16 protein-coding genes and 2 pseudogenes are annotated in these 26,353 nt (G+C 60.0%); 15 read left to right on the top strand and 3 right to left on the bottom strand.

The features are described from left to right. Positions 1-162: 162 nt before the first annotated feature. From X744_RS160485 to X744_RS160535, 10 genes are all read left to right on the top strand, one after another. Positions 163-765: a hypothetical protein gene (locus tag X744_RS160485; protein ID WP_031259894.1), complete on the top strand. Its 603-nt coding sequence runs from the start codon at positions 163-165 to the stop codon at positions 763-765. A 3-nt stretch (positions 766-768) separates the two neighbouring features. Further along, positions 769-2,817 carry a UvrD-helicase domain-containing protein gene (locus X744_RS160490; RefSeq protein ID WP_084025293.1) on the top strand — a complete coding sequence of 683 codons (2,049 nt, stop codon included), beginning with the start codon at positions 769-771 and terminating at the stop codon, positions 2,815-2,817. Continuing rightward, positions 2,786-4,081: a 3'-5' exonuclease gene (locus tag X744_RS160495; protein ID WP_023758438.1), complete on the top strand. Its 1,296-nt coding sequence runs from the start codon at positions 2,786-2,788 to the stop codon at positions 4,079-4,081. Before X744_RS160490 ends, X744_RS160495 begins: the two co-directional genes overlap by 32 nt. A gap of 78 nt (positions 4,082-4,159) precedes the next feature. Next, positions 4,160-4,651: a hypothetical protein gene (locus X744_RS160500; protein ID WP_023758437.1), complete on the top strand. Its 492-nt coding sequence runs from the start codon at positions 4,160-4,162 to the stop codon at positions 4,649-4,651. A 546-nt stretch (positions 4,652-5,197) separates the two neighbouring features. Further along, complete coding sequence (locus X744_RS160510) at positions 5,198-5,719, top strand: hypothetical protein (RefSeq protein WP_050589498.1); 522 nt, start codon at positions 5,198-5,200, stop codon at positions 5,717-5,719. Between the two features lie 2 nt (positions 5,720-5,721). Then, entirely contained in the window at positions 5,722-7,086 is a 1,365-nt protein-coding gene (locus X744_RS160515) for a hypothetical protein (RefSeq protein WP_050589497.1), read from the top strand. A 122-nt stretch (positions 7,087-7,208) separates the two neighbouring features. Next, the gene (locus X744_RS160520) at positions 7,209-8,468 is read left to right on the top strand and encodes a DNA repair exonuclease (protein WP_023758433.1); all 1,260 of its coding nucleotides are present in this window, start codon (positions 7,209-7,211) and stop codon (positions 8,466-8,468) included. After that, a complete protein-coding gene (locus tag X744_RS160525; protein ID WP_023758432.1) occupies positions 8,465-11,935 on the top strand; it encodes an AAA family ATPase in 3,471 nt (1,156 codons plus the stop codon). Before X744_RS160520 ends, X744_RS160525 begins: the two co-directional genes overlap by 4 nt. A gap of 280 nt (positions 11,936-12,215) precedes the next feature. Further along, positions 12,216-12,623, top strand: a complete 408-nt coding sequence (locus tag X744_RS1000000175955) for a DUF4917 family protein (RefSeq protein ID WP_023758431.1) — start codon at positions 12,216-12,218, stop codon at positions 12,621-12,623. Next, positions 12,511-13,185 (top strand): DUF4917 family protein, encoded by a 675-nt coding sequence (locus tag X744_RS160535; protein ID WP_198032198.1) that lies wholly within the window; start codon positions 12,511-12,513, stop codon positions 13,183-13,185. The genes X744_RS1000000175955 and X744_RS160535 overlap by 113 nt, the downstream gene beginning before the upstream one ends. A gap of 210 nt (positions 13,186-13,395) precedes the next feature. Here the strand turns inward: X744_RS160535 and X744_RS160540 are convergent, their stop codons facing one another. Further along, positions 13,396-14,316 (bottom strand): hypothetical protein, encoded by a 921-nt coding sequence (locus X744_RS160540; RefSeq protein WP_023758429.1) that lies wholly within the window; start codon positions 14,314-14,316, stop codon positions 13,396-13,398. Between the two features lie 642 nt (positions 14,317-14,958). On the opposite strand from X744_RS160540, the gene X744_RS160545 reads away from it, so the two are divergent. Together X744_RS160545 and X744_RS160550 are read left to right on the top strand one after the other, a co-directional pair. Further along, the gene (locus X744_RS160545; RefSeq protein WP_023758427.1) at positions 14,959-18,600 is read left to right on the top strand and encodes a DNA-binding protein; all 3,642 of its coding nucleotides are present in this window, start codon (positions 14,959-14,961) and stop codon (positions 18,598-18,600) included. Between the two features lie 727 nt (positions 18,601-19,327). Beyond that, a complete protein-coding gene (locus X744_RS160550; RefSeq protein WP_156938500.1) occupies positions 19,328-20,500 on the top strand; it encodes a hypothetical protein in 1,173 nt (390 codons plus the stop codon). Positions 20,501-21,041: 541 nt separating this feature from the next. Here X744_RS160550 and X744_RS1000000171760 read toward each other — a convergent pair. Together X744_RS1000000171760 and X744_RS1000000173495 are read right to left on the bottom strand one after the other, a co-directional pair. Further along, positions 21,042-21,520: pseudogene (locus tag X744_RS1000000171760) on the bottom strand (transposase zinc-binding domain-containing protein); the annotation flags it as partial. A 3-nt stretch (positions 21,521-21,523) separates the two neighbouring features. Continuing rightward, a pseudogene (locus X744_RS1000000173495) lies at positions 21,524-22,521 on the bottom strand (tyrosine-type recombinase/integrase). Between the two features lie 304 nt (positions 22,522-22,825). Here X744_RS1000000173495 and X744_RS160560 point away from each other — a divergent pair. The 3 genes from X744_RS160560 to trbB all read left to right on the top strand — a co-directional run bounded on the left by X744_RS160560 (position 22,826) and on the right by trbB (position 26,348). After that, positions 22,826-24,856, top strand: a complete 2,031-nt coding sequence (locus X744_RS160560) for a conjugal transfer protein TraG (RefSeq protein WP_023758423.1) — start codon at positions 22,826-22,828, stop codon at positions 24,854-24,856. A gap of 119 nt (positions 24,857-24,975) precedes the next feature. Further along, entirely contained in the window at positions 24,976-25,383 is a 408-nt protein-coding gene (locus X744_RS160565) for a hypothetical protein (protein WP_023758422.1), read from the top strand. Then, complete coding sequence (trbB, locus tag X744_RS160570; RefSeq protein WP_023753799.1) at positions 25,380-26,348, top strand: P-type conjugative transfer ATPase TrbB; 969 nt, start codon at positions 25,380-25,382, stop codon at positions 26,346-26,348. Before X744_RS160565 ends, trbB begins: the two co-directional genes overlap by 4 nt. The last annotated feature ends 5 nt before the right edge of the window (positions 26,349-26,353 follow it).

Raw genomic sequence — 26,353 nt, 5'->3', positions numbered from 1 at the left:
TCAGGTTCCCTGCGGTGGGACAAAGGGGACTGTCTCAATCGCGGGGGCTTTAGGAATTGACCGCAAGACGGCAGAACATTGGGTCGCGGAGGTTCGCGCGTTGCTGATCGAGAACGTGAACCAAGTTCGAGCCGTGACGCGGCGCGCAGCGGGAGAATGATAATGGCGAAAACAATGAGCAAGGATCGAGATGATGTCCTCTACAGCTTCCATACTGACTGCCCGGCGCCGAGCGCCGCCGACATCATCGAATGGACTAAGCGGTTTCCACAATATGCCGAGGATATTCGTGCGCACGCCGCAATTGCGCGCGACTGGACGGCTCAGGCGGACGTAGATGTTGAGATCGACGAAGTTACCCTCCAGCGTGCTCATAGCCGTGCGCTGAACATAATCTATCGAAGTGCCGAGGCCAGTGGAGTGCCCTCCCAGGCGGTCGGCTTTTTCGAACTTTTGACGCGCGCGGGAACCAGGATTTCGGGTATCGCTACCGAGATCGGGATCGCGCGAGCGGTTGTGGCGGACCTCTTCAATGGCTGGATGCGGCCCCCCGTGGGCGGAAGGCTTTCGCGCGCGGTGATGCATGCGCTGCGTATTGATCAAGCGGCCTTCGACAGAGAAGTTTTGTTTGCGCTCGCCAATCCGCGCATGGGTGAGGCGAAGGCATCCGGGCCACCGCAGGTCTTACAACGTAGCTACAGGGAAATTGTCGAGAGCAGCGGGATGTCGGCAGAGCGAATACATTACTGGCTTGAAGAGGATTAGCTTTTGGATGCCTGGATCGATATTCGGCGGAAAGCCCGTGAGGTTCATCTGGCAGCACTTAAGGGTGCAAATGGCGATCGGAGTGCTGAGGCACTTGTCGCGGGCGCACTCAACGTGGCGGATCTTGAGCTGCGGAGGGTAGCGTTGGCCCCAGGGGTATTGGGTTCCCTCGACAGGGCCGCAGAACTCGTCAACGTCGCACAGGGCCAAGATCCTATCGACGAGCGCGTCGTGATCGCCCATGAACTCGGCCATTTCTATCTGCACTTGGACACTCGCAGCGAAGTGCGTGTGACAGCCCACGCGCTTGGAGGCGACCCGATTGATAGTGGCGCAGGCCGGGTCGAAGGATACGCGCCGACCGAGCGCAAGGAGGTCCAAGCCGACGTTTTTGCAGGCGAGTTCCTTTGCCCCTCGGACTGGTTAAGGACGGAATTTGTCGAAAGACGCCGCCGCCCATCCGAGATCGCCGCTGCGCTCGGACTGCCCGCCGCTCTTGTCAGCAGCCAAATGGCGCGCGCGCTCCTTCTCCCACCGCTCCGACCGCCGCCCCCGCAACGACCCGTCAATGCAGCCGAGCTCGATGATAGCCAACAAGGGGCAGTGCTGTGGGATCAGGGACCGCTGCTACTCGATGCTGGTCCCGGCACCGGCAAGACGCGCACACTGGTGCGCCGCATCGAGCATTTGCTCGCAAACAACGTCATGCCGACCGAATTCCTCGCACTCACTTTTTCGAACCGGGCTGCCGAGGAAATGCGCGAGCGGCTTTCGGCCGCCAATGCGGAAGCATCCATTCAGATGTGGGTGGGAACCTTCCACGCCTTCGGGCTCGAACTCCTCAAGAAGTGGCCCTCAGGCCTTGGCCGCACGCTTCCCTTGAAGGTATTCGACCAGACGGCATCGCTCGCACTCTTGGAAGCCAACCTTGAGAAGCTGGACCTCGTCTACTATCAGAATCTGTACGAGCCTGCCTTTGAGCTCGCGCCGGTCTTGCGCGCGATTTCACGCTGTAAGGATGAGCTGGTCTCGCCGGCTGACTATGCCCGCGCGGCTGTCGATTATAAAGCAACAGCTTCGGATGAGGAGGACCTTGAAGCTGCAGACAAGATGCTGGAGTTCGCCCACATCTATGAAGTCTACGAGGACGCCTTATTGCTGGCGAACGCGGTCGACTTCGGAGATCTCATCAGGCTCGCAATCGATCTCATTCAGAACAACGCGGATGCGCGTGCCTATGTGATGGGCTTCAAACACGTGCTGGTCGACGAATACCAGGACGTCAACTTCGCCAGCGCCAAATTCCTGCAGGCGATCGCCGGCGCCAATCCCAATCTTTGGGTCGTCGCGGATCCACGCCAGTCGATCTATCGTTTCCGCGGCGCGGAGCCGGAGAACGTCGCGCGCTTCGTGCCGGACTTCAAGGGGACGCGCCTGGCCCTCAATACAAATTACCGGTCGACGAAACCTATCGTTGACGCCTTTCAACGCTTCGCCAACGACGGCATGCGCGTAGCCAGCCAATGGAAAGTTGAGCGCCCGGAAGCGGGCAGCATTTCACTCACAGTCGCGCCGACCGTGAGCGACGAGGCTGCTGGCATCCGCGATCAGATAGCGCAGTTTCATGCGAACGGCATTCCGTTCGCGGACCAGGTCATCCTGGCCCGAACGCACTTAACCCTGGCGCGAATTACGGGGCCCCTTGAGGCGATGAACGTGCCACTCCTTTATCTTGGCGACCTCTTTGAGCGCGCTGAGATCCGGGACTTGCTATCCCTCCTCGCGCTTGACGCCGAGCGTGGCGCGGTGGGCCTGGCGCGCGTCGCGGCACTGCCCGAATACGCCGTGTTGCGGGAAGAAGTGCTCACGTTAATCGAGTGGGGCCGCGCAAATGGAGTGTCCGTCTTTGAAGCGCTTGCACGCCTTGCTGAGGTGCCAGGTCTCAGTGGGGCCGGAGGGGCAGGTCTGGCCAGGCTGGCCTGGACAGTTAGGGGGTTTGCGCCGCTCTTCACCCTGGACAATGCTCACCACCTGGCTTTTCGAGCGGAGTGACTATCTTCGACCTATTCTCTTGCGCCAGGACCCGGCCGCGCAGCAGCAGCTCATTGCAATCTATCAGTTCTTGAAGGTGGCTGTCGAATTCGCGGCCACTGGCGGGCGAAGCCGGCGACGCTTTCTGGCTCGCGTACGGCGCATCGAGGCGCTCAACGAAGATACGGCGTACAGAGCAATTTCGTCGGAAGCGACCGACATGGACGCGGTCCGCGTCATGACCATTCACGGCAGCAAGGGATTGGAATTTCGCGGCGTGCATTTGCCGGGCCTCGCCACGACGTACATGCCGAGCAACCGCCAAGCCGTGCGCGTTCCGCCGCCTTCTCTCGACCGGCTCGCTATGACGTCGGATGACCACGATCACGAGGAGCAGTCACTATTCTTCGTTGCACTCTCGAGAGCGCGCGATCACCTCGCATTGAGCCGCGCCGAGCGATACACACCTTCCCGAAAATCCAGTCCATCGAAGTTTCTCGCGCTCCTTGCAGGGCTTTCCAGCAGAAACCGTGCGGCAGGGCCAGCGGCCCACGCCAAGCGGGGGCTAGCGCGGGCGACCGCGCCCGCCCTGAGCTATGGGGAAGATGCTCTCGGGGTTTATATCAACTGCCCTGCGCGCTATGGCTACAAGGTGAAGGATGGGCTTCTTGGTGGTCCGGAGAGCTCGGCCTATGTGCGGTTCCACGCCTGTGTCTACGATACGGTCGGCTGGCTTGAGGACCAGCGCGCGGCAGGCACTACGGCTGGGGTCGCGGATACGCTGGCGCACTTCACCGCCGATTGGGCCGAACACGGTCCGATTAAACACCCATTTCAGAAATACTACCGTGCCATCGGGATGCAAATGGTCACGCGTATGGCCGAAGCCGTCATAGGTGAAACTGGTCACTACGACCGGCGGGAATGGTTGGTCAACCTCGATGGCCGCAAGGTTGCGGTTACCCCCGATCGTGTCATCATCGCGACCGACGGCTGCGTGACGATCCAGAGGGTTCGCACCGGCAAGAAGACCAAGTCGGAATCGGACAAGGAAATCTACGCCTTGCTTCGGCTGGGTGCCCGTCAGCTTTATCCCGGCAGGCGGATCACGGTCGAGGCATACTACCTGGGGACCGGTGAACGTATGGTTCCGCCGCTGAAGGATGATGGCAAGCTGCTGGAACGATATTCGGAAGCAATCGCCGGAATCGAGAGTGGCGACTTCGGTCCTAAGACGGGCCGGAGTTGCCCAGGCTGCCCCTACTATTTGACCTGCGGCGGCTAGCCGGCCAGTTCCCATTTTTCCGCGCTCGCGGCGCTTCACTTTCAGAGGGTTTTACGCCCCAGAAAGGAAGCACCGAAAATGCCTACGAAAACCATCTTCATCCGTAGCCGTGAACTGCCCGCGGCCATCGAGACCGAGATCGTGGAGGCCGCGCTCGTCGCGGATCTCTTGGAAGCGATCAAACATGCCGGGATCGCAATCAACGCCGACACCGCGATTTTCATCGACGAGGCGGAGGTACCACACGCGATGACGCCGAACTTGCCGGCGACAGACCTTAAGCGCGGCTCCCACGTGCACGTCACCAAATGCAAGAAGATCGAGGTGACGATCAACTATCTGGCGGAGACGGCGACGCACAAGTTCGCCCCGGGCGCACGCGTGCGCCGTGTCAAGGCCTGGGCGATCGACAAATTCAAGCTGAGCGCGCACGACGCGGACGAGCATGTGCTGCAGATGTGTGGCACCACGCGCCGTCCGGCAAGCGATACGCCGCTCAACGAACTGACGGACGGCAAGACCTGTGCCGTCTGCTTCGACCTCGTCCCCGAGAAGCGCGTCGAGGGCTGAGCCATGAACCGTGTGGTGCCGCCGGACCGACTGCTCTTGGAGGCCGATCTGGCGGCCACTGCCTTCCGGGTCGGCGAGATCGATGGGCGCTGGCGTCTAGGCATGATCTCCTGGCCGCACGTCATCATCGCGGTCACGGCGCCGCAGCGGCCNTTTCCCTACACGACGCTCTTCCGATCTGATCGATGGGCGCTGGCGTCTAGGCATGATCTCCTGGCCGCACGTCATCATCGCGGTCACGGCGCCGCAGCGGCCCAATAGCCCTGCCGAGTTCGCATTCCGCTTCGAGTGCACTGGCTACCGGCAGTTGCCGGTGACGGCGCAGCCATGGGACCTGCGCACTAACGGACCACTGCCGGCGAAGGACTGGCCCACGGGCCGGTCCATCGTGCCCTCCATCTTCCGCCCGGAGTGGCGTGAGGGGGCGGTGCCTCTACCTGCCCTGCGATCGCCTCTCGATCGAAGGCCATCCCGGTTGGATCACCGACCATCCGAGCCGTCTGTGGGATCCAAAACGCGGCATCACCTGTTACCTGGAGCAGCTCCATGACCTTTTCCATCAAGGCGATTATTCGGGCGTTCGTGGCGCCTGAGCACCGGTTATCGATGTCGCGCAAAATGTGGGGCAACACGCTTGCCGAATTGCGGCGCCGAGGTGGCGGGCGCACCGAATCCGGCGTGTTTCTCCTCGGCGTCATCGCGGGCAAGCGGCGGCGGGCGGTCACGGCAATCTATTATGATGAGTTGGATCCCGACGCGTATTCGTCGGGTGTGTGCGTCCTCCATGGAGATGCCTTCGCCAAGCTGTGGGCGCGCTGCCGATCGCTTGGCCTAACGGTCGTCGCGGACGTGCATACGCATCCGGGCGTTGCGCTGCAGAGTGGTAGCGATCGCACCAACCCGATGGTCGCTCGCGAGGGGCACATTGCGATCATCGTACCGAACTTCGCCGCCGTCCCGGTTCAGCAGGCGAGATTGGGCATCTTCGAATACCGGGGCGGACATCAGTGGTTCGACCGGACCGAAGCACATGCCACCGGCTACTTCTACAATGGCTTCTGGGGATAATGATGACCAACACGCTCAGCGCTGATAATCTGCACCGCACCGCCAAGTACTTCATGGATCGTGGCACAGCCGCCTCTCATCAGGAAGCGATGGCCATGCTGGGCCGCTTTGGCCTCAATGTCCATGTCGGCGCCGACATCGCCGCCTCGGCTGCTAAGCAGGTGGCGCTGCTTTCCCTGGTCAATCTCGGCCACCGCACCCTGCTTGCCGGGGTACGGGTAGTCGGGGCTCCCGAATGCAACAACCTGACTACGCTCAGCACAGCGCCGACGCTGCGTGATGCGATCGCAGATCTGGGCGGCCTGTGCTGTGACGCGGCGGATGCCGTTGCACCTGCTGCCGTCATCGGGAATGGCGAGGCTCCACCAAACACCGTTGTCGGATGGCGGCTCACCTGGGAAGGCTGGCGCGGAGGCGTTGCGCCATTGCGCGATCAGTTGCGCCTTGCGGATGATGAGCACATGGCCCTCGCGCCGCTGGTAGCGGCGGCTTGCCTTATGACGGAGGTCTTCAGCTTCCACGCTGGCGATCATCCGATGGCGGGTCGGCGCGTGGCGGGCCTATCGCTCTGGAGGCCGGGTGTGGATTGGCGTGAACCGTCGGCTGACGAACCTGCCCTCAGCTATTTGCCATCGCGCCTCTGGCTCATTGGCCTTGGCAATCTCGGGCAAGCATTCTGCTGGGTATTGGCCGCGCTGCCCTACAAGGATCACGCCGAGGTCGAGCTGGTCCTCCAGGATTTCGACACCTTGGCGACCTCGAACGCTAGCACGTCGATGCTCTCTTTTGACGCCGACGTCGGTACGAAAAAGGCTCGGATTGCCGCCGCATGGCTGGAAGCGCAGGGGTTCAAAACGGTCATCGAGGAGCGTCGCTTCGGTCCGGCGATCAAGCGCGAGAACGCTGAGCCGGGCGTTGCGCTGTGTGGCGTCGACAATGCGCTAGCGCGCGCGGCATTGGAGGATGCTGATTTCGACTTTGTGGTTGAGGCAGGCCTTGGCGCTGCCCCCGACGGGTTCCGCGGCATTTCTGTCCATACGTTTCCTGGGTCGCGAACGGCGCGCTCGATTTGGTCGAATGTCGCGATCCCCGCCGCATCCGTCGCGCACATGCCGGCCTACGAAAAACTCGTCAACGCGGGCATGGACGAGTGCGGGCTTGCCATATTGGCCTCGCGCACGGTCGGTGTTCCCTTCGTAGGGCTGTTGGCAGCGACATTGGCGATCTCAGAGTTGTTGCGCCGGCTGCATGGTGGGGCGACGTTCGAATTGATACCGACCTCCAGCAACACGCTGGACGACGTTACCACCATCGCCGCGGCGGTCACCACCCCTTACGGCTTTGGACATCTTGCGGCCAGGAGATAGCGAGGTGAACCGCCTCCCGAGACACGACCTGTAGAACGGCTCGGCTAGCACCACTACCTGTCGTGAAATTCATCTATCGAGCCGCAGTCGAATATCACTATGTTCAGGGGCTGGAGACCTGAATGGCATTTCGATTCGTACACACCGCCGACATTCATCTTGACTCGCCGCTGCGCTCGCTGGCGCTGCGCAACCCTGAGCTTGCCGAGCTCGTCGGTGACGCCAGCCGCCAAGCGTTCATCTCGATTGTCGATCTCTGTCTTGCCGAGCGTGTCGATGCGCTGGTCATTGCGGGCGATCTCTACGATGGCGATCAGACGTCGATGAAAACCGCCCGCTTTCTGGCCTCGCAAATGTCCCGCCTGCACCAGGCCGGCATCAGGGTCTTCAAGATTCGCGGCAACCACGACGCCCTGTCGCGGATATCGAAACAGCTTGTGTTTCCCGACACCGTCACGATCTTCGGCGGCCGTCCCCAGTCTGTGCAGCAAACCGCCGGCGGGCTCGACGTCATATTTCATGGATTGAGCTTCGCGACCCCAAAGGCACCGGAGAGCTTGCTGCCCAAATATCCGGCCGCCCATGAGGGCGCGGTCAATGTCGGCATCATGCACACCAGTCTCGCCGGATCGCCCGGGCACGATGTCTATGCCCCCTGCAACCTGGCTGATCTGCACGCGCATGGTTTCGACTACTGGGCGCTCGGCCATATCCATATGCGCACCATTCATCCCGATGCAAGCACGGTGGTCATGCCGGGAATGCCGCAGGGCAGGGACATCAACGAGGCCGGCGAGAAATCCGTCACCCTGGTGACGATCCGCGACGACCGCTTGATAGAGATCGAGGAACGGCTGACCAGCATCGCGCAGTTCGAACGCGTGAACGTTGACGTGACCGGCACTGTCGAATGGCCGGAGGCAGTGGGCCGCATCCGATCCGCTCTGCAAGACATCCGGACTTCCGTCCGGTCCCGCCATGCGGTTATCCGGCTCAGCCTTTCCGGAGCGTCCCCCCTGTCGTGGGCCTTGATCCGCGACCGCGATGTGTTGCTGGAGGAAGCCAATCAGGTCGCGGAACAGACGGGCGATATATGGGTGGAAAAGCTTGAGCTCGACCTTGCCGAGCGCAGGGCGGAAACGAGCCGTGGCACAGCGGACCCGATTCTCGAACTAGCCCAATCCATGCGCGCCGACGCTACTTCAGAAGCCTTCCGTGCCGAGGTGAGGGCGTTTGTCCAGAAGCTGATCGCCGACCTTCCGGCCGAGGGGCGCGATTTCGCCGGCAAGGACGAGGCCGGACTGGAACTGTTTCTCAGCAAGGTGCTTGCCGGCGGCGCCGACCTGGTGACAGCCCGCCTCAAGGCCGGTGGGTCGCCATGAGGCTGCGCCGCCTTGACCTTATCCGCTACGGCAAATTCACCGACCGTACGATCGACTTCCTCCCGAAGCCGGCGTCCGGACCCGACTTGCATATCGTGTTCGGCCTGAACGAGGCCGGCAAGTCGACCGCGCTTTCGGGCTACCTCGACCTGTTGTTCGGCATCGAGGAGCGCAGCCGTTACAATTTCCTGCACGAGTACGGCGCGATGCGCATCGGGGGCGTGCTCGAATTCACGGGAACCGAGCAGACGTTTACGCGCACGAAACAGCGCAGCAACTCGCTGCTCAACGAGGTTGGCCAGCCCTTGAGTGAGGTGGCGATAACGGCCCATCTCGCCGGTCTGTCGCGCGATGCATATCAGACCATGTTCTCGTTGAACGACGAGACCCTGGAAGAAGGCGGCAAATCGATCCTGGAGTCGCGCGGCGACCTTGGCAAGCTGCTGTTCACCGCCAGTGCCGGGCTCGGGCAAGCCAACGATATGTTGAGCGCGCTCGACGCCGAGGCGGACGGGCTCTACCGGAAGCAGGCGCACGGGACCGACCTGGCACGGCTCAAGAAGCGCCTCGCCGAGCTGAAGGCTGAGAAGGACGCCATCGACACATTGGCTTCGACCTTCGAGACGCTCGAGGCCGACCGTGTCGACGCTACGGAAAAATATGAGCACAGCATCACGGAGCGCTCCGTGTTGTCGGCGCGGCTCGATACGATTGCCAGGTATCTTCGCGCCTTCCCGATCCTGAAGGAGATCGAGCGCCAGACGGACCAACTGGCTGAACTGCCCGATATCGCGGCGCCGTCGCGCACCTGGACCGGAAGTGTGGCCGGTCTCATCGATGACGACGCGAGCTTGAGAACACGGCTCGCCGGCAACATCGACGAAATCGAGCGTTTGACAGCAAGGGTCGCCGCGGTCGACATGGACGAGGCGATTCTTGCGATTTCAGAGCGCATCCGCAATCTCGCGGAAAGCAGGGTGCGCTATGCTTCGGCGGGCCTTGACCTTCCCAACAGAAGGATGGAGCTGCAGATCCTCGACAGCGCGGTGGCGACATGCCTTGCCGCCCTGGCCAGGTCGTCCGAACCGAACCCGGCAGCACTGCTCTTGCCTGCCGCCACCGTTGGGGCTGTCCGCGCCTTGATCGAGCAGCGATCCGGCGTCGCCACAAGCGTGCGCGTCGCCCGCGACGAGGCCGCGGCAGCCGTCGATGCGCTGCAGACCGCGCGGCAAAAGATTGGCGAGGAAAGGGCCGTGCCCGCGCCCGCTAGATCCAGGCTCACCTCGGCGTTGGCAAAAGCGCGGGCGAGCGACCACGTCAGGGAACTCAAGGCAGCACGCGACGCGCAAGATGGGGGCACCGTTCGCTGGGAAGCAGCGCTCTTGCGCCTTCTGCCGTGGTCAGCAGGTGCGCGAGCGCTAGCCAGCATCACCGCGCCCAGCGCCGCACAGATCGGGGCGTGGAAGGTGCAGGCCGCGGATCTCGGCAAGGCCAGGGCCATGCTTTCCGAACGCCTTGCCGAACATGAAGCCAGTCATGCCCTGCTCGCGAGGCGGCTTGACGCGTTGCGTGCCTCTACCGATGTGGCCGACGATGAAACAGCCGCTGTCATCAGGCGTGATCGGGACGCGGCCTGGGCAAAGCACCGGGGCGAACTCACAGGCAAGACAGCGGATGATTTTGCCGTGGCGTTGGCGCGCGACGACAGTATTGGCGCCGGCAGGCTGTCCGACGCCCGCGAACTGGCCGAGATCCGAACGACAACAAGCAGCCTTGCCGGAGCCGCGGCCGATGTTGCGCGCATAGGCGAGCAACTCGAGCGGACCGACGCGGCGGTGGAGGCTCTGTCTTTGGAAATGCGTGGCGCCGCAAGAGAGCTTCTCGCTGACAACCTCGCCTCATCGCTCGAGCGCGCGATCGAACTGATCGAAGACCGTGGCGCCGCGCGAGCAGTTGCGCTCGTGGCTTGGGAGGAGATCGAGCTTGCCCGCAAGAGGGCTGGGCGTGCGACGGACGAGGAGGAGGGTATCCGACTTGAATTGGACGGCGCACTGCGAAGCGTCGGCATAGTTCCTGAGCCTGGCGACAGACTGGAGACCATAGCGGCCGTCGCGGAGCTTTTCCTTGACCGCCAACGCAAGGTGGATGCCGAACATGCCGAAGCTCTCAGGATGGTGACCGCCAGGGAAGAGGATCTGGCCGCGCGACGACGCTCGGTGGGCATGGCGGAGCGGCGCGAGGAGGAGTGGCTGGCGGCCATCGCGCAAGCGCTGGAAGGCACATGGCTCGAGAGCGGGGTTCCCGCATCGAGCGTCGGCACCGTCCTTGATCAGCTGGCCGAACTCGCCAAAGGCCTGCAGGAGCGGGATGCCATGCGCCTCCGCATCGAGAAGATGGAAGCCGACAGGGCCAACTTCGTGGTCGAAGTTGCCGCTGCCGCGGTTGCCACTTGCGAGCCGGCCAGCGACGACGAGCCGGAGCAATTGGCGATCCGGCTTGCCGCGCGTCTAGAGCGCGCCGAACGCACGCGCGAAATGAAAGCAAACCTTGTCGAGGACATGAAGCGCCCACAAGAGGCGCGCGAAGCTCTCGATGCTGAGATTTCGGCCCATGAGCGTCGCAAAAACGAGATCCTGAGCGCCTTTGGCGTGACGACACTTTCCGAGGTCGTTGAACGCGACGAGGTTCTGCGCGACAGGGATCGGCTTCGCGCGGCTGTGATCGGACTTGAGCAGCAACTGTGCGCTGAACTCGCGGTGGATGGACTGGAGCAGGCCATTGCGATGTTGGGCGTTCTCGATCCCGAAAGGCTCCTGGTCGAAAAGGCCAAAAACGAGCAGCGGATTCAGGGTCTTGACGAAGCGATAAAGCAGCAGCTTGTTAGGCAGACCCGAGCATCCGACAAGCTCGACGCTATTGGCAGCGACAGCACCGTTGCCCGGATCGATGCCGAACGCCGAACCGTCCTGCTCGAGATCGAGGAGAAGGCTGTGCGTTATCTCGAGCTCAAACTCGGCGTCATGTCGGCTGGAAACGCGTTGCGGCTCTATCGTGACCGTCATCGCTCCGGAATGATGGCGCGGGCGTCGGACGCCTTCGCGCTGATCACGCGCGGCCAGTATTTGGGGCTGGCAACCCAGCCTGCCAAAGGCGGCGAGGTCTTGATTGCATTGCAACGCGACGGCAAGTCCAAGATCGCCGACGCCTTGTCGAAGGGCGCACAATTTCAGCTCTATTTGGCGCTGCGGCTTGCCGGCTACTACGAATTCGCGAAGCTTCGACCGTCGGTCCCGTTCATTGCCGATGACATCATGGAAACGTTCGACCATGTCCGGTCGGAGGAGGTTTTCAAACTATTTGCGGAAATGGCTTCTGCCGGCCAGGTGATCTACCTCACCCATCATCAGCACCTGTGCGAGATCGCCAGGGCCGTTGTGCCGGGCGTTGCGATCCACGAGCTCAATTAGGATGGCCCCGCAAGTGCAAGGGCGCTCCCCTGCGCCGGCCGGTTTGGGGACCGCTTTGCATTCCCCGCGACATTGAAAGCCGTCCGTAACAGGCGGCCCGGTCTTTTCGCCAGGCGGTCGCTATCGGAGCGGCAGCTTATTGCCGAATCATGACGAAACCGGACGGGCAGCAATCCGGCCCACTCACACCATCTCACTGATAAATCGGTTGTTCGCATGCCACCTGACTGGTCAAAAGCGTGGCACAGAATAAAAGATCCCAACTTGGAGCGAGTACGCGATGCCGGACGTGATCGATTTTGATGATGCCATGAAGCGGACGGAGGGCGAGGATCGCGCCTTGCTGCTCGGCAATGGCTTCTCCGCTCAATACTTCAGCTACCGCAATCTCCTCGACAAGTCTGGCCTCGCCGCCGGCACTCCGGTGCGCGATCTCTTCGACGCTCTCGCGACGGTCGACTTCGAGGCCGTGGTGCGCGCTCTAGAAGGGGCGGTGCTGGTGGAGCGGGCGTACGGGAACGCCGCCCATGCCGCCGAGATCGAGGGGGGATGCCCGGAAGGTGCGAGAGGCACTGGTGGAGGCAGTCAACGCGACACACCCCAAGCACCGGGAGGATCTAGGTTCGAAATACACGAGCAGCGCAGACTTCTTGTCTTGCTTCTCCACCGTGTTCTCGCTGAACTATGATCTTCTGCTTTACTGGGTGAATCTTGAGAAGCGGCTTCTCCGGGACGGATTCGGGTTGGGTAAGACTGCTGGCTCCTTCCACGGCCCCTTCTCGGAGGACGCATACTGCCATCTCTACAACCTGCACGGCGGCCTCCATCTCTTTGAGAGCGGAGCAGGAGAGATAATGAAGGCAGTCGACACTGGTTCTGGAGTCATCGCCACGATCACTGACGAGATCGCCAAGCGCGGCAAGTTCCCGGTCTACGTTGCGGAAGGCACGAGCACCCAGAAGATGCGCAGGATTAACTCAGTCGCCTACCTCCGCCATTGCCTCGACATCCTCAGGGGCAATTCCGCGGTGACGTTCATATACGGACATAGCGCTGACGAGAACGACGCTCACATTTACCGCGCCATTTTCGGGTCTGAGACCAAGCACATCTACTTCGGCGTCTACAAACCGGATGGCGACAAGCTCAGGGCGCTGGACGGTCTCCTGGCAAAGTATCAGAAGACCGCAGGCTCCACGATCGGCTACACATTCTTCGACAGCGGGAGCGCGAAGGTCTGGGAAACTTGAAGAGATCGGGCCCGGGACACATGCGCGGCAGCGCCCATCCACCGGTCCAAGTTCTGGCGCATATGTTCATCGGGACTCGCGCGCAGATCGACGTCGAGCACTGGTTCTACAGAGCGTCTTCCGAGCCATACCGCTAGGCTGATGCCAGAGGTGGTTGTCACCGGATGGCCCGCTGCGTGCGAGCTCTCGGTGCCTCAAAAATCAGCCGGGTCAACTTTCGTCACATTTAAGTTGGAGTGCCATTTGTTCCATCAGATCACGTGTCCACACGTTAAATAGGCCGCATATTGAGAGGATCAGAAAGCGCGCTACTTGCTGGACATTGTACACTTCGTAAGGCCCCAGACGCTGTGTACTTTTTCCAAAGGCATGTGCAGTCACGAAATTCCGTAAGTAACTGCATGCGTGAATAGCGTCAGGAAGAGAGAATTGGACATCTCTGACTATTTTTCCATCGCTATATGCTGAGAATTGGTCGCGCACCGGTTCGATCGGTATTTCGGTCTCGTCTCCCCTCACTATCCAATCGAAGGTTCTCTCTGGATTAATGCCAACCCTGTCGAGTCGAGACTTGAGGTCCATCAAGACTGTCGGGTTCCACGTGTATTTGTTGTCCAGCCATCGCGGCTTTTCCCGGCTGGATTTCACTTGCAGCTTCATCTCTTCGATAGCGGAGAAGGCAAGGTTTATCGCAATCGAACTGCGGACATGGTCTGAGAACTCGTCGGAATGTTTCTCAAAGATCTGTCCAAACCGTGGGTGCGCCGACCAGGGCGTGATGGCTTCTGTTTCGTAGCATCTTGAGAGTTTGTGGATCGCATAGACAATTCGCCTATCTGGCCAAGCGTTGACCGCCATCGCGACGGCCACCGGCCTCTCCCTCTTGAACGAGAAACGCTCAAAGAACCCGGTAGTCTGGAAGATGTTCTTGAAGATGCTTGCCTGCTCGGACGCATCATCCGGCAACTCGAAGCCCGCAGTGTTTCCGTGTTCCTGATCCGGGAACCCTTCAATGACAACATCGGCGGCGCGGATGAGTTGAAGGATGTTGTTAGCCTCGATCTCTTCAGCCTCCACCACCAACAACCGCCCCTGAGTTTCGCCTTCTCCGAGAGAGCCAAACTCGGCCAAAGCGCCAGGTCGCGAAACTTCAGAATAGCCGCTTTTGTGAAACTTATAGCGTCTTGAAGGATCAGGAATAAAGCGAACGGTCCAACCGACGCGCCGACAAAGGGACATCACCAACGTAGTTTGACTTGGTTCAAATATGAGGAAGCTACAGAACGACGGCACACGCTAGTTCCGCGATTTCACCCACTCGCTGGTCAGCATAATGATTGTTTAGCAAGGAAAGCAAGATCGCGCGGCCATAGGGCACACTAGACTGAGACACTGGTAGAAAAGGTGTGTGATCCAAATTTCAATGAGCGGGTCGAAGCGACCATTCTCGCAGCAATAAACGGATGGCGACAATGAGGCTGGTTGCTGAAAGGCAGCTATCTGCCCGGCCGAACCGAAAGCGGAAATTCCGGTTCCGGCCCCAAAGCTGCCAGGCGGGAACGCGCACAATCTCGGTCGTTGCGGCTGATACCGTGAGCGCCCGAAAGCTGCCAATCATCGAGACTATTGCCTATGGCTACTTCCCGCTATGATTGCGGGCGGCGGGACTCTATTGATCGATTCCCAAATGCGGAGTTCTCGGAGATAAAAAGTCGGTGTTTTCCGGCTCCTCAGTGATATTTGCCGCTTGGATCAGTGATATTTGGGTTACTTATGGGCGAACGAACTCCAACATTAACAAATTGGCTGGGTGGCTGGTTCACTAGTTTCGGCGCCTTCTTGGAAGGTATTGGTCGACCCGCCGTCACAAAAGCAAAATTTGTAAATCTTGCACCGACCGACCAAGCTGACAAGGCCGGTGTATATTCCGAAGCTTTGCTCTTCGCGACGACAGACCCGAGGGTGAACAATATAGCGCTGACGGGGCCTTATGGTTCAGGAAAAAGCAGCATCATCCAATCGTTCCTGAAAAGATACCGAAGACCTTCACTTCACATATCTCTCGCGGCGTTCGTGAAAGAGGCCAGCCCACCAGGCGACAAAGAAGCTAGCACCCCAAGCCTCAAAGTGAGCCGGCAGGAGATTGAAAGAAGCATACTTCAGCAAATGCTGTATGGTGCAGATGCCAACAAACTTCCACTGTCGCGCTTTAAGCGAATTCAATCCCCTGGCGTCTTGTCGATCTTCAAATCGCTGTGCATCATGTTCGGCTTACTTTCGATTTGGTACGTATTCACAAAGCGGGAAGCGATAATCAACGGCACCTTTTTCGATCCACTCGAATTCAGCAATTGGCCTAATTTTACAATATTCGGGTTTTCGTTGCTTTTTCTGTGGGTTGCGCTGCACAACTTTTATGTCGCCAGCTTTGGGCTGTCACTCAAAAGTATCTCTCTAAAAGACATAGAAATAAGGCCAGCATCAGACAATCTCGACTCAATACTTAACCGTCATTTGGATGAAATTATCTACTTCTTTCAGTCAACAGAATATGATCTCGTAATAATTGAGGATCTGGACCGATTCGAAGATGCAGAAATATTCGTGACGTTGCGTGAAATCAACGGCTTGGTGAATGCGAACGCGGGAGTCAGACGAACTATTAGATTTCTTTACGCTCTGCGCGACGACGTATTTGTTAATACAGACCGGACCAAGTTCTTCGAATTCGTTATTCCTGTTATTCCCATCATAAACGCTTCGAACTCGATTGATATGGTGCTGGAGCAGGGAAAGAGGCTTGAACTCGACGGTCGTCTTGATCGACAGTTCCTTCGAGAGGTCTCACGGTATCTAGACGACCTGAGACTTATTCAGAATATCTTCAATGAATACGCCATCTACGTTGCCAATTTGGAGACCGACGACGAAAATACTCTCAACGCCAACAAGCTTCTTGCGGTCCTGATATATAAGAACGTCTACCCCAGGGATTTCGAACAACTGCACCGGGGCGAAGGCAATCTCGCTGACATTCTGGGCCGCCACGATGAACTCGTTGCGCACGAGGAGGTGGCCTGTAAGGCAGAGATAGCGGAAATCGAACGAAAGATTGACGTTGCCGAAAGGCAGACACCTTCTGACCTGAAAGAATTGCGCCAAATCTACGCGATGACGCTCGTTCAGATGCTTCCTGCGAACGTCAATAGCATCAGCCTTGACGGGCAGTCTTGGATCGCACTTCACTCGCTTGTTGGGCACGACGCGTTTGAACAGTTAATCGCAGTTCCGCATATTACCTGCCGCGATGTCTATAATAGCCGACAGCGGATCGATATCTCCGCCTTGCAGAACGAAGTGGATAGCGAGAAAACCTACTTTCAGCGCAAGGCGGAAATTGAAAGCAAATCTGAGGCCAACAAGAGCGAGAGCCTGCAACGGATTCGCGAGCTTAGAGCGAAGATCGCGACACTTCGAACAGCCAAGTTCAATGAACTCGTGCGTTCAAGCGCCGACCGTGTGACTGATCTTTTCGACGGCTTCGGCGAGAAGGGCGAGCTGGCTCGCTTCTTGATTCTAGAAGGCCATCTCGACGATACGTATTATCAATATACGTCGCTGTTCCATTCTGGTCGGCTGTCGCCTAATGACAACAAGTTTCTGATCCAGATACGGGCGTTCTTTACTCCCGACCCCGACTTTCAGATTGACAACCCGAATGAGGTCATCGCAGCGATGCGCGAAGCGGACTTCGGGCAAAGCTATGTTCTTAACGTCAAATTGGTTGACTGCCTTCTAAACGAGGCGAGCCGCTACAGCGATCAGACTCGTAAGTTTTTCGAGTTCATCGCGTCCCAGTTCGAAGGCTGCGAAGATTTCTTAGAGGCCTACTACGCCACGGGACGCGCCGTCCCCAAGTTGCTTTCCCGCCTGGCTGACGAATGGAGGCAGTTCGTTCCGACGGCAATCGCCAGCAAGCGCAATCTTTCCCATATCACACAGTTGGTAACCAACCTGCCGGAAAGAGCGCTAGAAACACTAGCACGCGATGGCGACGAGTTCCCTGATTTCGTCGCGGCGAAACTCCCTGAAATTCTGGCACTTGCACCTGACTTGGCACCCGAACGCCTCGAGCGCATTGACTTCGAGGTTCGAGACCTTCCGGCAATAGGGAAGTTCACCGGCATCGTGCGCTTCATGGTAAAACGGGGCCTTTTTGAACTCTCGATTGCCAATGTGGAACACATCTATCGCGAGGTCATGGGCGAGACCAATCTCATGGCGTTTCGCGAGCGCAATTACACTACGCTGCGTTCGCTCACAGATCCTGCCTTGATCACCAGGGTCGAACGCGATCTTGATATCTATCTTAGCGACGTGCTCCTTGAGCTTCACGACAATTCTGAAGAAGATGCGGCAGCCATAACTGATCTCCTAGGTCGTGAGGGACTTGACGAAGACAATCTTCGTGAATTTCTCGGTCGACAGACGGCTCTCCTGCCAGCGCTGGAGGGTGTTCCGGAGAAATTGCACGCCACGGTATTTGAGCTGCGACGTATCGCGCCGACATGGGACAATTGTATCTCGTTCATGGGAGGCAGTGGCTTCGCGGCGGAAATCCTAGTGGCCTATCTTGATCGGAAAGATGTGCGCGCGGTAATTCTGAAGCATAGTCTGCGTAACGGTCCCGAGACACTGCCGCTACGCCAATTCCTTGTTAACGCGAATGCACTGAGCGATGACAGTTACCGGGAATATGTCCGAGCGTTGCCCAATACGTTCAAGAATTTTCCCAAAAGCCTCGATTCTTCGAAGAATACTATTCTCATAGTGGAGCGCAAGATCACCTTTTCAAAGGAGACCCTTGAAAGCCTAGACGCCAATACGGACTTGCCGGTCCTTTTCATGGCAAAAAACATCGAAGCTTATCTCACCGATCCCGGAATGTTCGGTCTCGACGACGTCTTCCGAGAAGAGCTCCTTCAAGCCGACATAACAGATGACGATAAGCGCGCGATAATCGACCTGATCGATTTGAATAGGCTAACGGAACTGCCCAAGCGAGCGGCACTCATAGGCCCGATTCTTGACCGCACCAACGTTCGTATATCCGGCATGGATGCGGCTAAAGCGCGGTCACTGATCCTGAATTCAAGGCCCGTTGAGACGCAGATTTCCCTGCTCAACAAGTTTCACTCGACTATGGCGGTCGACGAAGCGCGCGAAGTGCTTGCGGCGCTTCCATATCCGTTCTCTGAGATCACGACAGGATATCACACTCCAAGATTGCCAAGATCAGATGAAAATCGTGCATTGGTCCAATGGCTTGAGACTCGCGGAATCATCTCTTCGTGGAGCGAGGGAGGTGGTTGGTTCCTGGGTGATGAGATACGCGTAAATCTCAAGAGGCGATGAAAAACTGGTAGCTACAATGAGATGCCATTAGATTGGTGGTTTTGGAATTCTTACCGGCGGCTAACCAGGTTGTTGGTTCTCCCAAAAATCAGTTCACCAGACCCCAATTCGCTAAACCTGACAGTCTGCTTGCGGCCCCATGAGCGGCAGTGTCCTGCGACGGTTCTCTCTCGGCCAATCACGGCCGAGGAGAATTCACATGGGCCATTCTCAATTTCACGATGCCAGCCGCCAGCACGCAGCCTGGAATGCTGGGAAGAAGGTCGGCACCAAGCGTCCTTTCACCCAGAAGCAGATTTGGGCTATTGCTTTTTGCTCGATTACGAGAGACGCGTTCGGGACCGTGCGCTGTTCGATCTGGCAATCGACAGCAAGCTTCGCGGCTGTGACCTGGTCAAATCAGGATTCGCGATGTGGTCGCCGGACCGGAGATAAGGACCCGCGCGATCGTTGTTCAGCAAAAGACGGGGCGGCCGGTTCAGTTCGAGATCACCAACGACGTGAGAGCCAGCCTTCTGCATTGGCTCGAACGACGTGGAGGCTCGGTCGAGGATTATGCATTCCCGGGCCGGGTCGATCATGCGCGCCACATGAGCACAATAGCCTGAGACGCGATCGAGGAAGGACTTTCCTCCACTATCGCAGTATAGCGGATGGAAAGCGGCAACAGCGTAATGCGCGTGATGTCGCTGTCTGACGTTGGCTGGGCCACGCCTTGGGGGGATGCATGCAGAAATCAGTAAGACTGGCGCTTAACAAGTTTCCGGCGGTGCCCACTTCACTCAGGAATCCAGCGAAGCCGGGGAGTCAAGTGCCGGAAATCATGGTCGATCTAGCCGACTTGTATCACCAATATTATCTGCAGAGCTACGACAAGGGACCGCCGAACCCTGACCCTGCCCAGTTCGAACATGTTCGATATCTGGAGCCATGCACCGCTTTTCGGTTCCAGCCGAACGGCCTCGGCGCCAACAAAACGAAGAAGCAAAACAACTCGAACGAGCTCGGCGAGGCCTTTTGTCGCTGGTTCTTGGCCGAGCACCTCGATATCACGCACGTCGCCCGGATCGATGACGTCCGCAATCACGGCGCGCTTTCTTGGACCAATGGCGTGTCAGTCGAATGCAATCCCGGCACCGAGGGAGATGCACCCGACTATTTCTGCGTGGAGTCGACAGGCCAGGTGTCGCTCGCAGAGGCGAAGGGCACGATCGAGGCGGTCGGTTTCAAGGCTAAGAAATTCTCGACGTGGCGCAATCAGTTCAATCGGGTGCGCGTTCTTGATCGGTCTAAAAACGCGCTGAGCGTAAAGGGTTACATCGTCGCGATGCGATGGGCAGTCCACACCCATAGCCCCGCCATCTTCACGACCCTCTCCGCAGAGGATCCGCGGACTCCGGGCGAGCGCCCCTTTTTCGATGAAAGTGGCGGTTTTGCAGCCGCGATCCGCTCTCTCCATTATGCGCCGAGCCTTGCGAAGATTCGCCAGCCCGTCCTCTCGGCCGCGCTCGCGACAGGTACGACGATCACTGACGAACTGAGCTTCCAGATCGTTCTGTGGGAATGTCTGCTGGCGAATCTGAAGGGACTGCGGTTTGTCGGAGGCTATTTCCCAACCGATCCCAAGGGCGTTCTGCCCTTCAAGGTCGAAGACGGAAAGTTGGTCGCCGTGCCGAACGATCCCTTCAGGCTCGATCGGAGCACAGGCACTTTCATCGGCATCGAGGAGAAGACCTTTCGACACCTGGTCGGCACCGCGCGAAACGGACCGATGACGATCAACGATCTCCCGCGCATAGAGCGCCGGGTCACTGGCTTCAGCGGGGCGAGCTTTCTCCCGGACGGCCATGTGCTGGGCCCAATCGATCTGTTCCGCCCGATTGCCGTCGATCTGGTCTGATCGGCGGCAAGCCTTCTGTGAGAAGGATATAGGTGAACGCGTCTGGGTGCCCGATGCGGTCATGACGCTTGAGGCATGAATTGAACGTCCGCTTCCGGCATCGCTCTTCGGAATTCCGAACGTCTCCGAAGGGGTCGACTGTAGAACGGCAGCTTTCTGCGTAACCGCCGCGAAGACCTGACAGTCCGGTTACGTGAAGAGTTTCGGGCGCCGGCAGGCGTACGAAAGTCCCCGAGGAAGGAACGCGCGGGCCGCAGGCGATGGTTATGGGGATTTCGATTTGCGGCTGGTGTCGGCGATGGCGCGACCGCCGCTTGGAAGCGGCGGGTTTGGTGCGGACGGACCGTTTCGCCTTTCGGCCACGCGGTGTTGTCGGCTGGTCGCGCGGCCGGACGCGACCCGTTCGGCGTCGATGATCACCATGGACACGCGTGGGTCCGTTGCCGGAGGCTGAGTGCCTGCGGCTGAAGGCTGGAGCATGCCATGCCGGGTCATGGAGAGTTCTCCCGGTTCGTCGCCGTGGAGTCCGGCGGTCCGCGCGGTGCGGATGGTGCGTCATCGCCGATCCCCAGGTGTGGAGCACCGCGGTGATGCCGATGCGCGCGCCGAGGTGTCTTGGGTCGGCGGCGATGGTCAGCATCGTCTCCGCTGCCGCCTTGAACAGCAGGTCGTAGATGAGCGCCTTGTTCTGGAACGCGATGTCGGCGGCCTCGGCGGGCAGCGTGAACACGACATGGAAGTAGCCGACCGGCAGCAGGTCGGCCTCGCGCTCGGCCAACCACGTCCGTGCGGCCGCGCCCTGGCACTTCGGGCAGTGCCGGTTGCGGCAGGAGTTGTAGGCGATCCGCCATTGGCCGCAGTCCTCGCAAGCCTCGACGTGACCGCCAAGGGCTGCGGTGCGGCAATACTCGATCGCCGACATGACCTTGAGCTGGGCGAGGTTCAGGTGACCTGCATGGGCGGCCCGGTAGGGTGGCCCGCAGCACGGAAGATGTCGGCGACCTCGATCGAGGTGCGCACGGCTCAGCCGTCGGGCGAGATCTCTCCCGGCTTGAACAGGCCGAGCTTGTCGAGCGGGCTCGTGACCGTGCGCACCGTGCGGGTCGCGACCTTGGTGTAGAAAGCGGTATTGTTGAGCTTGGCGTGCCCGAGCAGCACCTGGATGATCCGGATGTCGGTGCCGTCCTCCAGAAGGTGGGTGGCGAAGCTGTGGCGCAGCGTGTGCGGCCCCACCCGCTTGGCGATGTCGGCGGCCTGGGCCGCCTCGACGACGATGCGATAGAGCTGCCTCGTTCTGATCGGCTTCATCGCGTGCTGTCCGGGGAACAGCCAGCCGTCGCGGTGCATTACGCCCTGCTGACGTCCGACCTTCCATCACTCACGCAGAAGCGTGAGCAGGTCCGCCGAGAGCATGGCGTTGCGATAGCGCCCGCCCTTGCCACGCTCGACGCGCAGCAGCATGCGCTCGCTGTCGACGTCGGCAACCTTCAGCATCGACACCTCGGCGACACGCAGGCCCGCGCCATAGGCGACCGAGAGCGCGGCCTGGTGCTTGAGACACGTGGTGGCGTTGAGCAGCCGGGCGACCTCGTCGCGACTGAGCACCACGGGAAGGTTACGCGGATGCGCCAGCCGGACAAGCCGGCGCGCCAGGCCCGGGCGGTCGAGCGTGTGGGTGAAGAAGAAGCGCAGCGCCGACACGATGCTGTTCATCGTTGGCACGGGAACGCCGTCGTCCTGCTGCTCGATCTGGAACCGGCGCAGGTCGTCGGCGGTCGCTGTGTGTGGTGAACGCCCGAGGAATGTGGCCAGGCGTCCGATATCGCGGAGATAGTTGCGCTGTGTCTCGCGTGAGAAACGCCGCATGTTCATGTCGTCGATCAGCCGCTGGCGCANGCCAGGCGTCCGATATCGCGGAGATAGTTGCGCTGTGTCTCGCGTGAGAAACGCCGCATGTTCATGTCGTCGATCAGCCGCTGGCGCAGCGGGCTCACGGGTGCGTCGAGAACGGGATGGTGCATGGTCAGGCTCCTTGTTGAAGAAGCCCGCCATGCTCTGCTCCAGCCGAACGACGCTCAACGCGAGCGCGACGACCGGTTCTTGATCTCTACCTCAACCGCAGGCACCCCTCCCGCGCAGCGGGTTCGTTCCACGGCCCCATACAAGTCATTCGCTCGTGCCTTCGCGATGACATTTCTTGGCGCCCCCAATCTTCCAAGCCTGCAACGTTCACTGCATCGCACGGGCGCGTATATTGGGTATCTTCAATATTCTGAAACGTCACGCCATCCTGCTTCCGTTTAACAAAACTCGGAGGCTGCGCCCATGACACCGACGAAGCTCCTTGTCGGTCAGATAGTCATTGTGTTCGCCATCGTCATTCTCGGCGTATGGACAGCGACTCAATGGTGCGCCCAAACTTTAGATTATCAGCCGCAACTCGGACCCCCATGGTTTGTCGCAGCCGGATGGCCGATCTACAAGCCGTGGCAACTGTTCGAGTGGTGGTTCCATTTCGACGCATACGCGCCCGAGGTCTTCGACACGGCCGGGATGCTTGCGGCCACCACAGGCTTCATGGGCTGCGCGGCCGCCATCGCTGGCTCCCTCTGGCGTGCGCGGCAGCGCGGCCTAGTCACCACTTATGGCTCGTCGCGATGGGCCGTGTCTTGGGAGATCGAGAAGGCAGGGCTGTTTCGACCAGCCGGTGTTTTCCTTGGCAAGCTGAAGGACCGCTATCTTCGCCATGACGGGCCGGAGCACGTAATGGCCTTTGCTCCCACGCGCTCGGGCAAGGGTGTTGGACTGGTTGTTCCGACGCTTCTTTCCTGGACCGGCTCGGCCGTCATTCACGACATCAAAGGCGAGAACTGGCAGCTGACTTCCGGCTGGCGGTCGAAGTTCTCTTTCTGCCTCCTGTTCAATCCGACCGACTCGAGATCGGCGCGCTATAACCCGCTGCTGGAAGTGCGCAGGGGTTCAGATGAGGTCCGCGACGTTCAGAACATCGCGGACATTCTCGTCGATCCGGAAGGCGCGCTGGAGCGGCGGAATCATTGGGAGAAGACCAGTCATTCACTCTTGGTCGGTGCCATCTTGCACGTGCTCTACGCGGAAGAAGAAAAGACGCTCGCGCGCGTCGCCACTTTCCTGTCGGATCCGCAACGCTCGTTTGCCGCGACACTGCTGCGGATGATGACCACCAACCACCTCGGCACGGAGGACACACCTCGGGTCCATCCCGTCGTGGCCTCGGCGGCTCGCGAGGTGCTGAACAAGTCAGAGAACGAGCGTTCTGGCGTTCTCTCGACCGCAATGTCGTTTCTCGGGCTCTATCGTGATCCGACGGTTGCCTCGGCAACATCGGCCTGCGACTGGCGCATTGCCGACCTCATGGATGCGGAACGACCGATGTCGCTCTATCTAGTGGTGCCGCCATCGGATATCTCGCGCACCAAGCCACTGGTGCGACTGGTGCTCAATCAGATCGGCAGGCGACTGACGGAGCGGTTGGAAGGTGACCCGAAGAAAAGCCGCAAGTACCAACTGCTCATGATGCTAGACGAATTTCCGGCTCTTGGTCGCCTCGACTTCTTCGAGACCGCGCTCGCCTTCATGGCGGGTTACGGCATCCGCGCCTATCTGATCGCGCAATCCTTGAATCAGATCTCCAAAGCCTATGGCGAGAACAACGCCATTCTCGACAATTGCCATGTGCGCATTGCCTTTTCCTCCAACGACGAGCGCACGGCCAAACGCATCTCGGATGCGCTCGGTACGGCGACGGAACTCAGGTCCATGCGCAACTACGCCGGCCACCGGCTGGCGCCCTGGCTTTCGCACGTCATGGTCAGTCGCCAGGAGACTGCTCGCCCGCTGCTGACGCCTGGCGAAGTGATGCAGTTGCCGCAAGCTGACGAGCTGGTGCTGATATCAGGATTGCCGCCGATCCGTGCGAACAAGCTCCGCTACTACGAGGACCAGAATTTCACCGAACGGGTGCTGCCGGCGCCGGTGTTGCGCGACGGTCTGTACGCGGACTGTCCTGCGTCGCGCCCGGACGGTTGGAGCGGACAGGTCCGCAGTGTTGACCGCCGTCTCGCTGCCGATGACGAAACCGCCAGTGCGGCAATCGAAGAAGAGGGCGGCGTGCAACAGCAGCGTCATCCAAGCCTGCCTGAAGAACACGTCGTCGTCTCTCAGGAGCCAGATCAGGACGACCTCTTCAATCTGGCGGACGATGACGCCGAGGCACTCGCCGACAAGCGCGTCATGGACCGGGTTTCCACCGCGTCTAGCGCCTACGGTATCAACGAGGGAAGGGGCGACGACAAGGACATCATCCCCGGCTTCTAAGCGCTTCCGCAGCTCAGGCGTATCTCGGCGTAGATAACGCCCATAAGCGATTTTGCGGATCTCGACGATGTTCGTTGCCGCCGCCGGCGCATCAGCGCCGGCCAGTCGGAACGAGCCCCATGAAGCCGCATCGCATTCGCCACCAGTTTCTGCTCGAACCCGCGTTAAGCGCGAAGCTGGAAACCCTCAGTCGCAACCCGTCGACCACAAAATCGGCAATCGTCGCGAAAGCGGTCGAGGCCTTCATCGAGCGGCGTGGCGAGAACGAACTCGACCAGCGCTACGGCAGGCGGCTCGACCGTCTTTCCCGCGACCTCGACCATATCCGAACCGATGTCGAGGTGATCCTGGAGAGCCTGGCGCTCTTCATACGCTTTTCGATTACGCTTCATGCCCACACGCCGATCCCGGATCGGGCGACACAGGCGATTGCCCAAGAGCGCTTTGACAAATTCGTTGAGCAGGTCGGTCGCCAGATCGCCTCCGGGAAGCGCTCGCTTGGCAATGGCAATGGAGGCGAAGGATGAGCTCTCATCCCGCAGCCGACCACCGCCGCCGCGCCATGCTGCGCACAGCCATGGGCCCCGCGATCACCGAGGCCCTTGCCGATCCGACCGTCATCGAGGTGATGGTCAACCCCGACGGCGCGCTGCGGCTCGACCGGTTGGGAGAAGGCCGGGTCGATACCGGCGTGCATATGCATCCATCCGAGGCCGAACGCATCGTCCGCCTCGTTGCCTCTCACGTGCGCGCCGAGGCGCATGCGGACAACCCAATCGTCAGCGCCGAACTACCCTCAGGCGAGCGTTTCGAGGGCCTGTTACCGCCAATCGTCTTGGCGCCATGCTTTGCCATCCGCAAGCCGGCAGCAAAACTCTACACGCTGGCCAACTATGTCGCCGATCGCATCATCCTCCCGCTGCAGGCCGATGCGCTGAGGAAGGCGGTCCGTGAGCGGCGCAACATCCTGGTCGCCGGCGGCACGTCGTCGGGCAAGACCACGCTTGCGAATGCGCTGTTGGCAGAAGTCGCCGAATGCGATGAGCGAGTGATCCTAATTGAGGACACCCGCGAGCTGCAATGCGCAGCCGAGGACTGTGTTGCCTTGAGGACGAGGCGGGGGTCGGTCACGCTTGGTGATCTCGTGCGCTCGACGCTGCGACTTAGACCCGACCGCATCATCGTCGGCGAAGTGCGGGGCGCGGAAGCCCTCGACATGCTGAAGGCATGGAACACCGGACATCCCGGCGGCATTGCCACGGTTCACGCCAATTCGGCACGCTCCGCACTCTATCGTATTGAGCAGCTCGCCCAGGAAGCCGTTGTCACCGTTCCCCGCCGGCTGATCGCCGATGCCGTCGACTTGGTCATCTTTATTGCCGGAAGAGGACCCGCGCGCCGCGTTGACGCGATCGCCGAGGTCACGGGTCTCGACGGCAGCGGCGATTACGCCGTCACCCCGCTCACACTTCCGCAACTCCAGCAGCTCTGAAAGGT

It is taken from the genome of Mesorhizobium sp. LNHC252B00 (assembly GCF_000502955.1).
Lineage (GTDB): Bacteria > Pseudomonadota > Alphaproteobacteria > Rhizobiales > Rhizobiaceae > Mesorhizobium.
The sequence above is the reverse complement of the archived record's forward strand: the minus strand, read 5'-3'. Positions and strand labels throughout refer to the sequence as shown.

Bases quoted from the DNA above. Each gene is read 5' to 3' on its own strand.
- X744_RS160550 (WP_156938500.1), top strand. From the start codon at position 19,328: ATGCAGAAATCAGTAAGACTGGCGCTTAACAAGTTTCCGGCGGTGCCC.
- X744_RS160485 (WP_031259894.1), top strand. From the start codon at position 163: ATGGCGAAAACAATGAGCAAGGATCGAGATGATGTCCTCTACAGCTTC.
- X744_RS160525 (WP_023758432.1), top strand. From the start codon at position 8,465: ATGAGGCTGCGCCGCCTTGACCTTATCCGCTACGGCAAATTCACCGAC.
- X744_RS160495 (WP_023758438.1), top strand. From the start codon at position 2,786: ATGCTCACCACCTGGCTTTTCGAGCGGAGTGACTATCTTCGACCTATT.
- X744_RS160520 (WP_023758433.1), top strand. From the start codon at position 7,209: ATGGCATTTCGATTCGTACACACCGCCGACATTCATCTTGACTCGCCG.
- X744_RS1000000175955 (WP_023758431.1), top strand. From the start codon at position 12,216: ATGCCGGACGTGATCGATTTTGATGATGCCATGAAGCGGACGGAGGGC.
- X744_RS160510 (WP_050589498.1), top strand. From the start codon at position 5,198: ATGACCTTTTCCATCAAGGCGATTATTCGGGCGTTCGTGGCGCCTGAG.
- X744_RS160500 (WP_023758437.1), top strand. From the start codon at position 4,160: ATGCCTACGAAAACCATCTTCATCCGTAGCCGTGAACTGCCCGCGGCC.
- X744_RS160515 (WP_050589497.1), top strand. From the start codon at position 5,722: ATGACCAACACGCTCAGCGCTGATAATCTGCACCGCACCGCCAAGTAC.
- X744_RS160545 (WP_023758427.1), top strand. From the start codon at position 14,959: ATGGGCGAACGAACTCCAACATTAACAAATTGGCTGGGTGGCTGGTTC.
- X744_RS160565 (WP_023758422.1), top strand. From the start codon at position 24,976: ATGAAGCCGCATCGCATTCGCCACCAGTTTCTGCTCGAACCCGCGTTA.
- X744_RS160560 (WP_023758423.1), top strand. From the start codon at position 22,826: ATGACACCGACGAAGCTCCTTGTCGGTCAGATAGTCATTGTGTTCGCC.
- trbB (WP_023753799.1), top strand. From the start codon at position 25,380: ATGAGCTCTCATCCCGCAGCCGACCACCGCCGCCGCGCCATGCTGCGC.